At 71.4% G+C, this 16,154-nt stretch carries 17 protein-coding genes; 8 read left to right on the top strand and 9 right to left on the bottom strand.

All coding sequences use genetic code 11. From position 1 onward, the window contains the following. Positions 1-22 precede the first annotated feature (22 nt). Positions 23-2,281: a CHAT domain-containing protein gene (locus AB0B57_RS06520; RefSeq protein ID WP_357065855.1), complete on the bottom strand. Its 2,259-nt coding sequence runs from the start codon at positions 2,279-2,281 to the stop codon at positions 23-25. Between the two features lie 26 nt (positions 2,282-2,307). Beyond that, positions 2,308-2,637, bottom strand: a complete 330-nt coding sequence (locus AB0B57_RS06515) for a hypothetical protein (protein WP_357065852.1) — start codon at positions 2,635-2,637, stop codon at positions 2,308-2,310. Between the two features lie 299 nt (positions 2,638-2,936). On the opposite strand from AB0B57_RS06515, the gene AB0B57_RS06510 reads away from it, so the two are divergent. Beyond that, complete coding sequence (locus AB0B57_RS06510; RefSeq protein ID WP_357065849.1) at positions 2,937-4,190, top strand: tetratricopeptide repeat protein; 1,254 nt, start codon at positions 2,937-2,939, stop codon at positions 4,188-4,190. 71 nt (positions 4,191-4,261) lie between these two features. On the opposite strand, the gene AB0B57_RS06505 is transcribed toward AB0B57_RS06510, so the two are convergent. From AB0B57_RS06505 to AB0B57_RS06485, 5 genes are all read right to left on the bottom strand, one after another. After that, on the bottom strand, positions 4,262-4,981 hold the full coding sequence (locus tag AB0B57_RS06505; protein WP_357065846.1) for a CDP-alcohol phosphatidyltransferase family protein: 720 nt from the start codon (positions 4,979-4,981) through the stop codon (positions 4,262-4,264). Beyond that, entirely contained in the window at positions 4,956-6,023 is a 1,068-nt protein-coding gene (locus AB0B57_RS06500) for an iron-containing alcohol dehydrogenase family protein (protein WP_357065844.1), read from the bottom strand. Before AB0B57_RS06500 ends, AB0B57_RS06505 begins: the two co-directional genes overlap by 26 nt. Beyond that, positions 6,011-6,742: a phosphocholine cytidylyltransferase family protein gene (locus AB0B57_RS06495; protein ID WP_357065841.1), complete on the bottom strand. Its 732-nt coding sequence runs from the start codon at positions 6,740-6,742 to the stop codon at positions 6,011-6,013. The genes AB0B57_RS06500 and AB0B57_RS06495 overlap by 13 nt, the downstream gene beginning before the upstream one ends. A 79-nt stretch (positions 6,743-6,821) precedes the next feature. Continuing rightward, positions 6,822-7,589 (bottom strand): hypothetical protein, encoded by a 768-nt coding sequence (locus AB0B57_RS06490; protein WP_357065838.1) that lies wholly within the window; start codon positions 7,587-7,589, stop codon positions 6,822-6,824. Next, the gene (locus AB0B57_RS06485; RefSeq protein ID WP_357065835.1) at positions 7,586-8,035 is read right to left on the bottom strand and encodes an NUDIX domain-containing protein; all 450 of its coding nucleotides are present in this window, start codon (positions 8,033-8,035) and stop codon (positions 7,586-7,588) included. The genes AB0B57_RS06490 and AB0B57_RS06485 overlap by 4 nt, the downstream gene beginning before the upstream one ends. Positions 8,036-8,148: 113 nt before the next feature. Here AB0B57_RS06485 and AB0B57_RS06480 point away from each other — a divergent pair, with 113 nt between their 5' ends. The 4 genes from AB0B57_RS06480 (at position 8,149) to corA (ending at position 11,755) form a co-directional block, all read left to right on the top strand. Continuing rightward, positions 8,149-8,541: a CBS domain-containing protein gene (locus AB0B57_RS06480; protein ID WP_357065832.1), complete on the top strand. Its 393-nt coding sequence runs from the start codon at positions 8,149-8,151 to the stop codon at positions 8,539-8,541. An 84-nt stretch (positions 8,542-8,625) separates the two neighbouring features. After that, complete coding sequence (locus AB0B57_RS06475) at positions 8,626-9,084, top strand: ester cyclase (protein ID WP_357065829.1); 459 nt, start codon at positions 8,626-8,628, stop codon at positions 9,082-9,084. Positions 9,085-9,189: 105 nt separating this feature from the next. Next, positions 9,190-10,284, top strand: coding sequence for a PLP-dependent aminotransferase family protein (locus tag AB0B57_RS06470; protein WP_357065827.1), 1,095 nt, complete (start codon positions 9,190-9,192; stop codon positions 10,282-10,284). Between the two features lie 322 nt (positions 10,285-10,606). After that, on the top strand, positions 10,607-11,755 hold the full coding sequence (corA, locus tag AB0B57_RS06465; RefSeq protein WP_357065824.1) for a magnesium/cobalt transporter CorA: 1,149 nt from the start codon (positions 10,607-10,609) through the stop codon (positions 11,753-11,755). A 217-nt stretch (positions 11,756-11,972) separates the two neighbouring features. Here the strand turns inward: corA and AB0B57_RS06460 are convergent, their stop codons facing one another. Continuing rightward, entirely contained in the window at positions 11,973-12,758 is a 786-nt protein-coding gene (locus AB0B57_RS06460; RefSeq protein WP_357065822.1) for a hypothetical protein, read from the bottom strand. 84 nt (positions 12,759-12,842) lie between these two features. Here AB0B57_RS06460 and AB0B57_RS06455 point away from each other — a divergent pair, with 84 nt between their 5' ends. Next, positions 12,843-13,373 carry a peptidylprolyl isomerase gene (locus AB0B57_RS06455; protein ID WP_357065819.1) on the top strand — a complete coding sequence of 177 codons (531 nt, stop codon included), beginning with the start codon at positions 12,843-12,845 and terminating at the stop codon, positions 13,371-13,373. 115 nt (positions 13,374-13,488) lie between these two features. After that, positions 13,489-14,406: a rhomboid family intramembrane serine protease gene (locus AB0B57_RS06450; protein ID WP_357065817.1), complete on the top strand. Its 918-nt coding sequence runs from the start codon at positions 13,489-13,491 to the stop codon at positions 14,404-14,406. Between the two features lies 1 nt (position 14,407). On the opposite strand, the gene AB0B57_RS06445 is transcribed toward AB0B57_RS06450, so the two are convergent. After that, positions 14,408-14,842, bottom strand: a complete 435-nt coding sequence (locus AB0B57_RS06445; RefSeq protein WP_357065814.1) for a PH domain-containing protein — start codon at positions 14,840-14,842, stop codon at positions 14,408-14,410. Positions 14,843-14,960: 118 nt separating this feature from the next. Between AB0B57_RS06445 and AB0B57_RS06440 the strand changes: the two genes are divergently transcribed. After that, a complete protein-coding gene (locus tag AB0B57_RS06440; protein ID WP_357065811.1) occupies positions 14,961-16,133 on the top strand; it encodes an acetyl-CoA C-acyltransferase in 1,173 nt (390 codons plus the stop codon). Positions 16,134-16,154 lie beyond the last annotated feature (21 nt).

Here is a 16,154-nt window from a genome sequence, read left to right as displayed (position 1 = left end):
CCATCGGGCGAGCTCCCTTGGGTCAGTGGCCATCGGCGGCGGCGGGGTCGAGGACCCAGAGTTGATAGAGGGACTGGGCGGCGGCGGCGCAGGCGTCGGTGTGTTCGTCGTCGGTGAGCAGGGGGCGGACGAGGGGGTGCAGGATGTTGGAGACGTAGTAACGGGGCTGGCGGCTCTCGGGGTCGATGCCCTCTTCGAGCAGGCCGAGTTGGACGGCCCGCTGGATGTGCCGGGTGGCGTCGGGGTGTTGGTGCAGGGCGTGGACGGTGGCGGCGGGTACGGGTAGCTCGACGACGTTGATCCTGGCGAGCATCCGGCGGAGTTCGAGGGGCTGGGAGTCGAGCAGGTTGTCGGCCAGGACTGTCTCGCGGCGGAACCGGTTGGCTTCGTTTTCGATGGCGGTGAGCAGGCCGTCGATGTCGAGGGTGGCATCGTTGACGATTCGGTTGAGCCAGTCGAGCAGCCGGGGGTTGCCAGCCGCGGCCTTGATCGCCCGGTCGCGGATGGCAGTGTCGATCGTGGATTCGGGGCGCAGGTTGGTCAGGTTGGCGATCTTCTTGGTCTGCTCGACGAGGGTGAGGGTCTCCAGGGCCTCGACGGCGATGGTGGTGCCGGCCGGGGCGGGGAAGCGGTAGCGGCTGGTGATGATGACGCGGCTCGGGCTGCCGGTGTCGCGGATCGCGGTGAGCAGGGCGGGCAGGATCTTGGCCATCGCCGGGGCGAGCACGCGGCTGCCGTCGTCGCGGGTGTCGAGGTTGCCGGTTTCGAAGTCGTCGAACACGAACAGGCAGGGTGTCCCACCAAGTAGCCCGTCGGCGTCGAGCAGGTACCGCAGCCGGGTCAGGAGCGGAACCTGCTCGTTGTCGAGAATTTTGCCGGCCTCTTCGGACTGCTCGACGCTGTCGAAGCGGATCTTGCTGGTCAGCTCACGGAACTTGATGGCGTCGACCCGGCCGTACCAGACGGCGTGCTGGTGGATGGGCATGCGTTCCAGGAGCCGGGAGGCGAGGCTGCTCTTGCCGAGCCCACCCATGCCGGCCAACAGCAGGCCCTGCGCCGCGCCGGGGGTGTCGGCGGGTTGCCGGAGGGCGCGCAGGCACCGTTGGATGAGTCGACGCCGGCCGACGAACTCGGCGCGGGAGGCGACCCGGGACAGTTGGGTCTGCGGGTCCAGGAACTGCTGGTCGACGGCGCGTACCTGCGACCGTCTGCGGCCCCGGGTGTGCAGCGGGGTGACCATGGGCGTCAGCGGGGACCGGTCGGCGTAGACCCGGAGCAGATGCCAGTAGCTGCTCTTCCTGTCGTGGAACAGGTGACGGCGGGCCTCGACGACGGCCCGGTCCAACGATTGGCCGTCGGCCAGGGCCTGGTAGAGCGCGGCGGCGAAATCGGTGGCGGAGGCGTCCCCGACCGGCAGCGCCCAGCCGAGCACCGCAGGAGCACCAGCCTGCACCAGGCTTTCGCTCATCGACGGGAAAACCCCACCGTCGGGGGCGTCAGCGGTCAGGCAGCCGGAAACGAACACCAGCCGCGGCCAGTGCCCCTGCATCGCCTCGGCGATCTGGTCAGCCGTCGCACTCGAGGGCGCGCCGAACTCGTCCTCCACCACGAAGACCGGCTCCCCGCCGTCGGTGGTGGCGTGCCCGCTCAGGTGCAGCACGTCGAAGTGACCGGGCCCGTAGTCGCGGCTGAGGAACCGGAGCCCCTCCAGGGTGCCGCTCTCCTCGACCACCAGATCGGTGCCGGTCCGTCGCGTCGCGGCCAGGATCGCGGCCTCCTCGGCCTCGAACTTGAGCACCGGCTCGACGCCTTCGGGCGAAGCCGCCATGAACAGCACCCGCAACGGCCGGTTGCCCGGCGTGACCGGGCCGGTCAGCGCCGCGTGGGTGCCGACCGCACGGACCGGCAGCAGCGGCGCCCGCCCGGCCACGGTCAGGAACGCGCCGTCCCGCGCGAGCAGTTCCCAGGGCAGGTGCCGCAGCCGCTGCTCGGCGGTGATCCGCAGCACCGCCCCGGCCGGATGGGCCAGCATCGAGGTCAGCCACCGCTGGTCACCGTCGAGGAACTCCGCCAGCCGCGCCCCCAGCTCAGCCAGCCGGACCGCGCCGTACACCTTCTGCGCGGCGGCGTCGGTGCTGTAGTCACGCCGTACCAGCGTGATCAGCTCATCGACCGCGGCCCGGTCCAGACCGCGGGTCCGGGGCGGCTCGCCGTCGGCGGACAGCCGCAGCTCGTAGTAGTTCGAGGTCTGCGCGAAGACCTCCAGTTCGAAGGTGCCCATCTGCCCATCCCGTCGTGGCGGTCAGTTCAGTGCGGCCCGGTGCCGTCCGGCCGCATGGCGATCTCCAGCCGCGCCTGGCTGCCTTCGGCCAGCTCGATCCGGGTGCCGTCCGGCAGCAGCACGGTGACCCCGGCGCCGTCCCGGCGGCGGGCACTCCACCACTCGGTGATCGTCTTGGCCACCTCGACCCCGGAGAACACCAGCCCGATCACCGCGATCACCATCTCGGCCGACCGCTGCACCTGAACCGGCGACACGCTGTCGTCCGGCCCCACGGCCCCGACCAGCGCCGCCCGCAGCTCCGCCGCCCAGCTCGCGGCCTGCGCCCCGGACACCTCCACCGTGGCGTTTCGCATCGCCCGCACCCTCCCCCGACACGCCCGGTCAAGCCGGCCCAGGACCGCCCATCTCTGGCCCAGGCCACGCGATCAACGGGTGGACCTTGGCGGCCACTGTACGTTTCATTCGCGTCCCGGGACCGCTCGGTGAGCCCGGCTCAGGTGACGGGTTCCCGACTCGCTGACCGCATCCCGGCCATCGTGGGAAGAACAATGACGGCCGATGCCACCGCCGTACGCCGGTGGTGCCACGGTCCGACCCTCGGCAACCGCCGCGTCGGCACCGGGAGTAGCAGGAAGAACGAGGTGGATCGGGCATGGAGGATCGGGAACCGCCGGGACCGCGCGCCGTCGCCCCCGCTGCGGCGACCACCATTGCCCGACACGTGGAGGTGCATCGGCTTGCTGTCGCCGGTCAGCAGCCGGCGATCGCCCGGGGCGTCGGTGACCGGGTGGGTCGGGTGTGGCTGCGTACCTCGCGGTTCGCCGCGGTCGAGGCCATGGCCACCGCGACCCTGACCCTGGGCCCGGATGCCGGCGCCTTCTATCAGCGTGGCTGGGCGCGGTTGTCGACCGGTCGGCCCTGGCCGGCGCTGGAGGACTATCAGCAGGCCCTGACCTTGTACCAGCAGGCCGGCGACCGGGGCAATGAAGCCGCCACCCTCAGCAACATCGGCGGCGTGTACCACGGTTTGGGGGACCGGCAGCGGGCCCTCGACCACTACCACCAGGCCCTCCCCATCCTGAGGGAGGTCGGCAACCGGGCCGGCGAAGCCACCACCCTCAACAACATCGGCAGCGCGTACAACCGGTTGGGGGATCGGCAGCAGGCCCTCGACCACTACCACCAAACCCTCCCCATCCAGCGGGACGTCGGCGACCGGGCCGGCGAAGCCGCCACCCTCAACAACATCGGCCACGTGTACGCCGGTTTAGGGGACCCGCAGCGGGCCCTCGACTACTACCACCAGGCCCTCCCCATTACGCGGGACGTCGGCAACCGGGCCGGCGAAGCCGCCACCCTCAACAACATCGGCAGCGCGTACGCCGGGTTGGGGGATGGGCAGCGGGCCCTCGATCACTACCATCAGGCCCTGCCCATCCATCGGGAGGTCGGTGACCGGGCCGGCGAAGCCGCCACCCTCAACAACATCGGCCACGTGTACGACGGTTTAGGGGGCCGGCAGCGGGCCCTCGACCACTACCACCAGGCCCTGCCCATCCATCGGGAGGTCGGTGACCGGGCCGGCGAAGCCACCACCCTCAACAACATCGGCCACGTGTACGACGGTTTAGAGGACCGACAGCGGGCCCTCGACCACTACCACCAAGCCCTGCCCATCCGGCGGGAGGTCGGCGACCGGGCCGGCGAAGCCGTCACCCGGTACAACATCGCGATGATTCACCGGGCGGGCGGTGACCTCGACCAGGCGATCCAGGAACTCGAACACGTCGTCGATCTCGACCGGCAGGTCGACCACCCCGACCTCGAAGCCGACAGCGCCATCCTCGAACAACTCCGCCAACAACGCGCGGAAGACAGCGGTTCTGAACCGCCTGCGGGACCGTGAGGGCAGCGCTGCCGACGACGAAGGCGAGATGCCCTGATGCCAACGGGTGGCGTTCCGTCGACGCAGGGCCCTTACAGGGAGGCGCGGGCGGAGAAGGCGATGCTGGCCAGCAGGAAGCCGCCGTTGACGATCGTGAAGGCGACGAGCACCCAGAGGACCAGCGCGGGGGCCACGGCGAGCACCAGGGCGGCCACGAAGATCACCGCGCCGTAGTCGCGGACCAGCTTCACCAGGCGTACCGGCAGTGAGGTCGAGGTGACCATGCTGGCGGCGTTGGGGCCGGCCTGCATCACCGAGGTGACCAGGTTGACCATCCAGGTGCCGGCGAAGGTCGCCACCAGCCAGGTCGGGGTCGACGGCTCCTGCGCCACGGCGGTGGCGGCGAGCGCGGCGACCAGGGCGATCTGCGCGGCCACGTCGCAGAGCACGTCGACCCGGGCCCCGGCCGCACTGCCCTGGCCGGTCACCCGGGCGAGCTGCCCGTCGGCGCAGTCCAGGGAGTACGCCACCTGCCAGCCGACCAGGGCGAGCAGGCCGACCACCCAGGCTGGTACGTCCCCGTCGGCGACCGGACCGGCGAGTGCCACCACGGTGACCGAGGTGGCCAGCCCGAGCACCAGGTTGGTGATGGTCAGCGCCGTCGGTCGCAGGCCGAGGCGCTGGGCGACGAGCGCGAAGACGGCGCCCAGCCACTGGCTGATCGACTCGCTGAACAGGCCGCCGCCCCGGTTCACCCGGTGGAAGTCGGCGATGGTGGGACGGGGGTCAGCCAAGCTGGTCGCGGATTGCACCGGCGTAGTCTGCCAGCCGGTCCCGGGTCTCGGTAGGCGACAGCGCCAGGTGTTCGAGGATGGTGTACCGGTCCGGTCGGGTACGCGGCGCGAACTGCACCGCCTCCACGAACTGGTCGTCGCTGAGCGCCACCTCGGCGGGGAGCCGGGGCAGACCGTGCCGGGCCAGGCAGGCCGACATCTCTCCGAAGCGGCGCAGGTCCCCGCGCAGCCAGGTGCAGAACAGCGCGCCCAGCCCGGCCAACTCGCCGTGTGAGGCGGTGCCGGGGAAGAGCGCGTCGACGGCGTGCATGATCTCGTGGCAGCCGCCACTGCACGGGCGGCTGGTGCCCTCGATGGCCATGGCCAGGCCGCTGGAGATCAACGCGTCGGCCAGCACGGTGACGAAGGCGTCGTCGGCCATGTCGCCCGGGTGGTTGAGCACCGCTTCGGCACCCGCCCGGGACAGCGAGGCGGCGAGCCCGTCGAACGGTTCGACGCGTACCCGGCGGGCCAGCTCCCAGTCGGCGAGCGCGCTGATGTTGCTGATCACGTCGCCGATGCCGGCCCGGTTGTGCCGGTCCGGGCCGCTCTCCACGAAGTCCAGGTCGACGATCACCGCGATCGGGATGTGCACGCCGTAGGAGCCCTTGAGCCCGTCGGTGATGAGGCTGGCCACCGGGGAGGCGATCCCGTCGTTGGCGAGGCTCGTCGCCACCGACACCATCGGCAGCCCTCGGCGGGTCGCCGCGTACTTGGCCACGTCGATGGTCTTGCCGCCGCCGATCCCGACGACCGCGTCGTACGAGCGGGCACGGAGTTTGCCGCCGAGGTCGTCGGCGGCGTCCAGGGTCCCCCCGGAGACGGTGAACACGTCGGCCGTTCGCAGGGACGGTCGGATCAGCTCCGCGATCTGGGTGCCCTGGCCCGGGCCGACCACCACCGCGACGTCACCGCCGGCGGAGATCCGCCCGTCGGAAAGGATCGCCGCCAGGTCGGCCACCGCCCCCCGTCGCACGTCGATGTGCAGCGGGGTGAGGACGCTCCGAGCTAGTAGCGGCACGCGATCTCCCGCGCGCGGGCCAGGTCGGCGTGGTTGTCGACCTCGACCCACGGGACGTCACCGATCGGCGCCGCCCGCACCTCCCCGCCCCGGTCGGCGAACTCCTGGTAGCCGTCCTCGTAGTAGAGGTTCGGGTCCCGTCGCCAGGTCGCCTCCAACGCGTCGGCGAGGGCGTCGGCGACCTGCGGTTCGATGAGCGTCGCGCCGATGTACTCTCCGTACGCCTCGCCCGGGTCCATGATCTTGGTGATCCGGGTGAGCTGGCCGGCCGCGTCGAAGGTGGTCTTCATCTCCTCCTCGGCCAACGCCTTCAGCGTGTCCACCGCGAGCAGGATGCCCGGCCCGCGCTCGGCGAGCAGGGTCTTCTCCACGCTCACCGGGTGCACGGTGTCGCCGTTGACGAGCAGCACCCCACGGGCGAAGTACTCCCGGGCCAGCCAGAGCGAGTAGGCGTTGTTCCACTCCTCGGCCTTGTCGTTGTGCACCAGGGTCAGCGTGACCCCGTACTTCTTCTCCAGGTCGGCCTGCCGCTCGCGGACCGCGTCCGCCGCGTAGCCGACCACGATCACGATGTCGGTGAGCCCGACCTCGGCGAGGTTGCCCAACGCGATGTCCAGGATCGTGGTCTCGCCGTCCACCGGCACCAAAGCCTTGGGCAGGGTGTCGGTGTACGGGCGCAGCCGTCGTCCCGCCCCGGCCGCGAGCACCATTCCGATCATCGCGACATCCTCCCTAGTCCTGCTCCCCGTCACCGCTGGAGGATAGCGCCGGCTGACCTCGCCGCTGGGGCCAACCGGGTCAGCCGGGCAGTGCGGCCAGGTCGGCGAGCATGGTCAGCCGCTCGTCCGCGCTGAGCACGGAGTACGGGCCGGCGGCCCGGCGGTCGGTCTCCAGCTCGATGGCGAGCCGTTCGGGGCCGGCCGGCAGGGCGGCGACGCTCGACGCGGTGTGCCCGGCGGCGGCCCAGGCGGCGGCGTGCGCGTCGGCCCGGTGGTAGCGCAGCGTGCCGAGCCGGTTGAGCAGCAGCACGCCCGATCCGGTGCCGTCCGGCTCGTGCGGAGGCGCCAACGCGGCGAAGGCCGAACCACCCCGGTCGCCCTCCTCGTCGGCCAGCACCAGCGCGTACGACAGCAGTCGACCGAGCACCGCGACCAGCCGGGACACCCGCTCGTCGTGCCCGGCCCACAGCTCCTCGGTGACCTCGGCGTGCACCTGGTACAGCTCGGCGAGGAAGGCCGCGCCCCGCTCGGTGGCGGACAGTGCGCCGTCCGGGCCGCGGTGCAACATCCCGTGCGCCACCTGCTTGTCCACCGTCCGGCGGACGACGACCGGATCTCCGTACCGGGTGATCGCCGCGAAGCCCGGGGCGTCGACAGTGCCACCCGGCGCCGCCAGCCGGGTGCGCAGGTCCACCAGGAAGCCGCTCGCGGTCGGCCCGCCGTACCGCTGGCTCAACTCGGCGCCTCCGCCGTCGCGGCCGGCCAGCATGCCGGCGCGGAAGACCCGGTCCACGGCCGGGGCGAGCAGCCCGGCGACGCGGTGCGGCGCCAGCTCGACGGTGTTCACAGACCGATCGACCGCAGGACGGCGAAGCCCTCCTCCGCGATCCGCCGGATCAGCCCGTCGTTGACGTCGCGGTGCTCGTCCAGCGCTGTCACCTCGTGCTCGGCCAGCCAGCGGTACTCGGTGTGCTTGCCGACCTCCAACGTCGGGCGGTCGAGGTCACCGTCGACACGGACCAGAAAGTCGTACTCGATCCGGGCCAGGCCGTCGTCGCCCACGTAGGCGTATTCGCCCACCTGGCCCAGGACGTGGGAGAGGACCCAGCCGGTCTCCTCGGTGATCTCCCGACGGAGTGCCTCGTCGATATCCTCGCCCGGCTCCAGGTGGCCGCCCACGATGTCCCAGCAGTTGGGGAAGAGGCGTCGGTGCGGTGAGCGGCGCTGGAAGAAGATGCGGCCGTCGTGGTCGACGATCAGCGCGCCGGCGCAGCGCAGGGGCTCGGTGGACACGATCCGACAGTAGCGAGCGGCCGGCGGTACGGCGACGTTCGGTCTTGTCCCGGAAACATCCACGGACGACCATGTCCGTACCGGGGGCCACCGTCCCAAAGGAGTGATCTGTGATGCAGGTACGGGATGCCATGTCCAGCCAGGTCCTCGTCGTCGGTCCGGAGCACACGCTGCGCCAGGCGGCCCGGATGATGTCGGCCCGCGGTGTCGGGTCGGCGGTCGTGATCGACCCGGATTCCGAGGGCGTCGGGATCATGACCGAACGCGACGTGTTGAAGGCCATCGGCGCCGGCCTGGACTGCGACGTGGAACGCACCAGCGCTCACCTGACCTGGGACGTGGTCTACGCGGGCCCGGAATGGACGGTGGCCGAGGCCGCCGCCGCGATGGCCCGGGGCGGGTTCCGGCACCTGGTGGTGCTGGACGGCCGCGAGGTGGCCGGGGTGATCTCGGTGCGGGACATCATGCGGGTCTGGGCGGACAGCCAGGTGGCCGCCAGGACCTGAGCCGCGCAGGTGTGGCCGGCCGGATCGACGGGTAAGGATCCCCTGCGGGCACGGAGATGCCGTGGTCCGCGGGGGAGGTCTCCGATGCGTGACGCGGAGCAGCTGGTCGAGCAGCAGTACGCCATGCTCCTGCGTCGGGACGTGGCCCGTCTACCGGATCTCTACGCCCCGGAGGCGTTCTACGCCATGCCGGGCGTGACGGTCCGCCCGATCGAGCTGCCCGCGCTCCTGCGCACCTGGACTGGCGCCTTCGGGGACCTGCGGGTCGACCCGCTGGGCGCGGTCCGCACCGGCGGTGGCGCCGCCGTGGAGCTGCGTCTGACCGGCACCCACACCGGCACGCTGCATTCGCCGTACGGCACCGTCGCGCCCACCGGGCGGCTGGTGAGCTGGGAGGTGGCCGACGTGGTCCGGGCTCGGCACGGCCGGATCACCGCCTGGCGCTCCTACTTCGACTGGAGTCAGCTTCTCGACGCGATCGGCGTGCAGTTTGAGGGACTGTCCCGGGTGGCGCACCACGACGCGCTCGCCCTTCCGGTCTGATCTGCCGCCGACCGGTGGAGTCGGGTCACCCGTCCGGTGGCTCAGGATGCGGACATCGCCGTGCCGTCCGCGCGTCCCCCGCCGCCGCCCGTACGCTCAACATCCATGACCGCCGAGCAGTTGATCTCCTTTGCCCGTGGGGCTCCCTCGCTGGACATCGTCGATGTCGAGGGGCTCAAGGCCGCAGCCGTCCGCGCCTTCGACGCCGACCCCGCGGGGGTCACGGCGTACGGCACCTCCGTCGGTTACCTTCCGCTGCGGAAGTGGATCGCCGACAAGCACGGCGTCCAGGCCGACCAGGTGCTGGTCACCAACGGGTCGCTTCAGGCCGACGCGTTCCTCTTCGACCACCTGGTCCGCCCCGGCGACGCGGTGGTGGTGGAACGCCCGACGTACGACCGGACGCTGCTCAATCTCCAGCGGATGGGCAGTGAGCTGCACTCCATCGCGGTCCAGCCGGATGGCCTCGACACCGCCGAGCTGCGCAAGCTGCTGGAGTCCGGGGTCCGGCCCCGGCTCGCGCACGTCATCCCGAACTACCAGAACCCCGCCGGCATGACGCTGTCGCTGGAGAAGCGTCGGGAGTTGCTCGACCTCGCCGCCGAGTACGAGTTCACGATCTTCGAGGACGACCCGTACGCGGACGTCCGGTTCCGGGGCGAGGCACTGCCGTCGATGCTCTCGCTGGACACCCGCAACGTGGTGGTGCACGCGTCGAGCTTCACCAAGACCGTCTGCCCCGGCGTCCGGGTCGGTTACCTGGTCGGCCCATCGGATCTGATCGCCGACATCGCCAAGAACGCGACGAGCCTCTACATTTCGCCGGGCATGGTGTCCCAGGCGATCGTGCACGAGTTCTGCGTCTCCGGTGACATCGACCGCTCGATCGAGACGGTACGAGCGGCGCTGGGTGAGCGGTCCCGGGTGCTCGCCGAGTCGTTGCGCCGGCACCTGCCGCAGGCGCGGTTCGTGGAACCCGACGGCGGCTACTTCCTCTGGGTCGAGTTCCCGGAGGACGTGCTTGTCGACCGGCTCGCCCCGGCGGCCGCCGAGCGTGGGGTCGCGGTGGTCAAGGGCAGCGACTTCGTGCTGGACGGTGGGCGGCACGCGCTCCGGTTGGCCTTCTCGGCGGTGACCGCGGACAAGATCGACGAGGGTGTCCGTCGGCTCGCCGAGGCCGTGGAGGCGGTCCGCAGCTGAGTTGACTGTCGGGTTCCCGACAGAAAGGCGACGTCGGCCGCCTCGGGACTCCCGCCCGGGCGGTCGGCGGCCCACAATGCTGCGAGCGTCACCCTTCAGCTGTTGCGGACGTCACCGCCCGGTCTCCGGGCTGGCCGCGAGTGGGGTGACGCGGCAGCACAACCTCCCGCCCCCACAGGTGCCGGGTGGGCCGTGTCGTCCCCGCACACCCCCCGATGCGGCCCGGCCCGCCCGGCGCCGCCCCACGCGACCGCCGTCACAGGCGTCCCGGAGCCCGGTCGGCGTAGCCTGCAAGCCGCAGCCGAGCGTGGGAGGTGACGCGATGACGGATCGGACAGAGCGGGACCGGACGGCACCGTCGTCCACCGGCCGGGTGTTGCGACCTCGGGCGTGGCCCTCCCCGGTCCGGGCGATGACCCGGATCCTCAACGCCGACGGTTCGCCGCCTGCGCCGACCCCCAGCGGCACCGGCCGCAGCGCGGTGGTCGACTGCGCGCTCTACGTCGACGGCAAGCGGCAACCCGGCGACTGGACGTACGCCGAGGCGCTGACCGCGGCCCGCCGGGAGGAGCACGGCTTCGTCTGGATCGGTCTGCACCAGCCCGAGTTGGCCGAGATGACCGCCATCGCGGAGACCTACGGGCTGCACGAGCTCGCCGTCGAGGACGCGGTGAAGGCCGAGCAGCGCCCCAAGCTGGAGCGGTTCGGCGACGTCGTCTTCCTGGTGCTGCGGACCGCGCGGTACTGCGAGCACGCCGAACTGACCGAGAACTCCGAGGTCGTGGAGACCGGGCAGGTGATGCTCTTCATCGGCCCGAACTTCGTGATCAGCGTCCGGCACGGGGACGCCTGCCGGCTCGCCCCGATCCGCGCCGACCTGGAGACCAAGCAGGAGTTGCTGCTGCACGGCCCGTGGGCGGTGGCGTACGGGGTGACCGACCGGGTGGTCGACCTCTACCTGGAGGTCGCCGACCAGATCGAGGACGACCTGGACATGCTGGAGGCCGAGGTCTTCGATCGGCAGGGCCACGGGCGGATCCAGCGGATCTACCAGATGAAGCGGGAGTTGGTGGAGTTCAAGCGGGCGGTGGTGCCGCTGCAACGGCCGCTGATGACGCTGACCTCGCAGGTCAACCGGGACGTGCCCAAGGAGATCCGCAAGTACTTCCGGGACGTGCAGGACCACCTGAGCCGCACCGTGGAGCAGGTGAACTCCTACGACGACCTGCTGAACTCGATCCTCCAGGCGCGGCTGGCCCAGGTCACCGTCGACCAGAACAACGACATGCGCAAGATCGCTGCCTGGGCCGGTATCGCCGCGGTGTGGACCGCCATCGCCGGCATCTATGGGATGAACTTCGACAACATGCCCGAGCTGAAGATGACGTACGGCTATCCGGTGGTGCTGGCCCTCATGCTCGGCGTCTCACTGGCGCTCTACCGGTGGTTCCGCCGCAACGGGTGGCTCTGACCGCGCGGCGACAGCACCCGGACCACTCCGCCGCCCGACCAGCGCGCGGTGATCCACTCGCCTTTCAGGAAGTCGCGGCATCCCGCGCACCTGGACACCCCGACTTCCTGAAAGCCGAGTCGATCATGCAAGGGCCCCCGCGGAAGCGCCGCGCCCGCGGAAGCGCCGACGAGCGGGGGCAGCCCGCTCGTCGGCGCTCGATGCGCTGTCGCTGTGGTCAGCGGCGGCCGTTGGTGCGGGCGGTGTCCTTGTCCTTGCCCAGCGCCTTGGTGAGGTCGTCGGTCGGCCGACCGGAGACGTCAGTGGCACCCTCGGCGACCGACGGGACCTTGTCCGTCGGGCGGATGCCGGTCTGCTTGGCCGGGCCGGTGGTGCTCGCGCTGGTGCCGCCGGCCACCGCCGAACTGCCGGCGCCGGTCATCCCCGCGGCGCCGGTCATGGCCGCCCCGTCGCTGCCCTTGGTGGCGGACGGCGTGCGCACCTCGATCGAGTCGACCTCGTCACGCATCGGTTCGAGGCTGCCGCGGGTCGGGTCGTACTCGGCCCACTCCTGCTGCTCCCGGCGGCGACGCAGGGCCACCGCGCCGGCCAGGCCGGCGACGACACCTGCTGCCAGCAGGCCGGTCATCATCGAGCCGCGACGGCGCGGCTGCTTCTTCTTACCGGTGATCCGCATGGTCTTCGACTTGGCCTTCCTGGTCAGCGGCCCTGCCTGCGCGGCGCCGTCACGGGCCGCCACGGCCAGCGGTGCCAGCGTGGTGAGTGTCGTCCCCCAGCCGGTCGACGCCTGGTCGCGAACCCTCGCCGCGGCCGGCCCCACGTAGCCCCGGGCCACCTGGACCCGCGGGCCGACGGTCGCTCCGGCACCCTTCGCGGCGTGGTTGGCTGCTTGCATCAGGTGGCTGATGCTCTGGTTCAGCTCGGCCTTTGCCAACTGCCCCTGGGACTTACGCCGCCCGAATCCAAACACGGTCCTACCTCCTGGGAGTTGTTCCTTCGTCATCCTCCACCAACGGATGCCTCCGCGATGCCAGATCGGGCACATGGGAGGATCCGCATGGAACTGACCAACGAGTGAGGAGTACCCGTGGCCGAGGCTGTCTACGCCACCCTGCACACCAACGCTGGCTCGATCCGGCTGGAGCTCTTCCCGAACCACGCGCCGAAGACCGTCCGCAACTTCGTCGACCTGGCCGAGGGCAACCGTGAGTACACCGACCCGCGCACCGGTCAGCCGGGCAGTGGGCCGTACTACGACGGCACCATCTCGCACCGGGTGATCAGCGGTTTCATGGTCCAGATGGGCGACCCGACCGGCACCGGTCGGGGCGGGCCGGGCTACAAGTTCGCTGACGAGTTCCACCCGGAGCTGCGCTTCGACCGGCCCTACCTGCTGGCGATGGCGAACGCCGGACCGGGCACCAACGGTTCGCAGTTCTTCATCACCGTGTCCCCGACGCCGCACCTCAACAACCGGCACACCATCTTCGGCCAGGTTGCCGACGAGCAGTCGGTGAAGGTCGTCGACTCGATCGCGAGCACCCCGACCGGCCCGAGCGACCGTCCGCTGCAGGACGTCGTCATCGAGCGGGTCGAGATCGAGCGGTCTGCTTCCTGACCGACCGGCGAGGTACCTTTGCTCGCATGATTGAGCGCTCCGGAGCACCGCACCGGCCGGCGTCGGTGGATCGCGCGTCGGTAAATGGCGCGTCGGTGGACGGAGGGTCGGCCCGGTGAGTGAGTCTCCGCCGACCGCCCCGGTCTGCTACCGGCACCCGGGTCGGGAGACCTACGTGCGGTGCACCCGCTGCGACCGGCCGATCTGCCCGGACTGCATGCGGGAGGCGTCCGTCGGGCACCAGTGCCCGGAGTGCGTCGACGAGGGACGTCGCAGTGTCCGGCCGGCGCGTACCGCCTTCGGTGGCGGTATCGCCGGCCGGCACGGCTACGTCACCAAGGCGCTCATCGCGCTGAACGTGCTGTTCATGGTGCTGTCCATCGCCTCGGACCGGGGCGGGGACGCGGCGGCGGGCGGTTCCGGCTTCGGCGGTCTGCTGGGCGGTGACACGCCGCTGACGCTGTGGGGCGGTGTGCTCGGCTACGCCTCGTACGTCCCCCTCGGGCCGGTGCACGGGGTCGCGGCCGGCGAGTGGTATCGGCTGATCAGTGCGATGTTCCTGCACTACGGCCTGCTGCACCTGCTGCTCAACTCCTGGGCGCTGTGGGTGATCGGCCGGGAGTTGGAGGCGGCGCTCGGTCGGTGGCGATTCCTCGCTCTCTACCTGATCGCGGGCTTCGGCGGCAACGTCGCGGTCTATTTGTTCAGTGCGCCCAACCAGCCGCCGACAGTCGGCGCGTCGACTGCCATCTTCGGCCTCTTCGCCGCGATGTTCGTGATCATGCGACGCCTCGGTCTCGACACCTCGTCGATCGTGCCGGTCCTCGTCGTCAACCTGGTCTTCACGTTCGCCGTGCCGAGGATCTCCATCGCCGGGCACCTCGGTGGGCTGGTGATCGGGGCGCTGACGGCGGTGGTGCTCGCGTACGCGCCGCGTGGTCGACGCACGTTGGTGCAGGTCGTCGGCTGTGCGGTGATCGTGCTGCTCCTGCTCGGTGTGGCCGTCTTCCGCACCGTCTACCTGCTCGGCTGACTCAGCCGGGCGAGGTCGGCCGGGCGGCCCGCAGCGCGGCGGCCACCTCCTCCGGGGTCGCGCCGAGGTCGTACCGACCGAACAGGTGCAGCGAGTCGCCCGCGTCGATCTCCAGGGTTTCGCTTGTCAGACCCAGCCGTGGCCGCCGGTCCACGGCGATCTCCTCGACCGCCGACCAGGGCAGCAGCCGTCGGCCCGCGAATCCGTGGATGACGGTGAGCCCCGCCGGGTCCACCGCCAACCGGACCGGCGCGACCAGGTCGCGTACCGCCCAGCCGGCCAGCGTGGCGGCGGCCAGGACGGCCACCACCAGGCGGACCGGGTCGCCGTCGGCGAAGAGCAGGCCGAGCGCGACAAGCAGAACCGCGCCGGCCAGCTTTGCCGCCGGCAGGGTCGCCGGCACCCGCCACTGCCGCACCGGGGGGATCTCATCCACCCGCCCAGCATGCCAGCGGCGGCCGGGTGTCGGGGGTACGGGCATCTCGACGCCTGCCCGGATGAGCGAGCCGTGGACGACGTAGGATCGGGACAGCCCACGTTACCGGGGAGTAAACATGAGTGACGCGGTCATCGTCGGCGCGGTGCGCACCCCGGTCGGACGGCGCAGGGGCAGCCTCGCCGAGGTCCACCCGGTCGACCTCTCGGCGCACGTGCTGCGCGCCCTCGCCGAGCGCACCGGGATCGACCCGGCCCAGGTCGACGACGTCTACTGGGGCTGCGTGTCCCAGGTCGGCGAGCAGTCGTGGAACGTCGCCCGCAACGCCGTGCTCGCCGCCGGCTGGCCCGAGACGGTGCCCGGCACGAGCCTGGACCGGCAGTGCGGCTCCAGCCAGCAGGCCCTGCACTTCGCCGCCGCGACTGTGCTCTCCGGCCAGGCCGACCTGGTGGTCGCCGGCGGGGTCGAGTCGATGACCCGGGTGCCGATGGGCTCCAGTGTGGCCGGCGGCATGCCGTTCAGTGACCAGCTGCGCGCCCGCTACCGGGGCGTCGAGGGCTTCGCCGACGATGCGCCGCTGCCGTTCAACCAGGGGGTCGGGGCCGAGTTGATCGCCCAGCGGTGGCGGCTCTCCCGTACCCAGCTGGACGAGTTCGCGCTGGCCAGCCACGAGAAGGCGGCCGCCGCGCAGGACGCCGGCGCGTTCGACCCGGAGCTGACCCCGGTGCCGCTCGCGGACGGGGGCAAGTTCGCCGCCGACGAGGGCATCCGCCGGGAGACCTCCCTGGAGAAGCTGGGCGAGTTGGCCACCCCGTTCCGTGCCGAGGGCGTGGTGACGGCCGGGTCCGCGTCCCAGATCTCCGACGGCGCCGCCGCCCTCGCGGTGACCACCTCCGACTGGGCCAGCCGGCACGGCCTGCGCCCGCTGGCCCGGATCCACACCGCCGTGGTCGCCGCCGACGACCCGGTCACCATGCTCACCGCGCCCATCCCGGCCACCGCGAAGGCGCTGCGCCGCGCGGGGCTGGGCATCGAGGAGATCGGGGTGTACGAGGTGAACGAGGCGTTCGCCCCGGTGCCGCTGGCCTGGCTGGCGGAGACCGAGGCGGACCCGGAGCGGCTCAACCCGCGTGGCGGGGCGATCGCCCTTGGTCATCCGCTCGGCGGTTCCGGTGCCCGGATCATGACCACCATGCTCCAGCACATGCGGGACAACGGGATCCGCTACGGCCTGCAGACCATGTGCGAGGGCGGCGGCATGGCCAACGCGACGATCGTCGAGCTGGTCTGACTCCCCCGACGCCGTAAACGC

Source organism: Micromonospora sp. NPDC049101 (assembly GCF_040648675.1).
In the GTDB taxonomy this organism is placed as follows: Bacteria; Actinomycetota; Actinomycetes; order Mycobacteriales; family Micromonosporaceae; genus Micromonospora.
The sequence above is the reverse complement of the archived record's forward strand: the minus strand, read 5'-3'. Positions and strand labels throughout refer to the sequence as shown.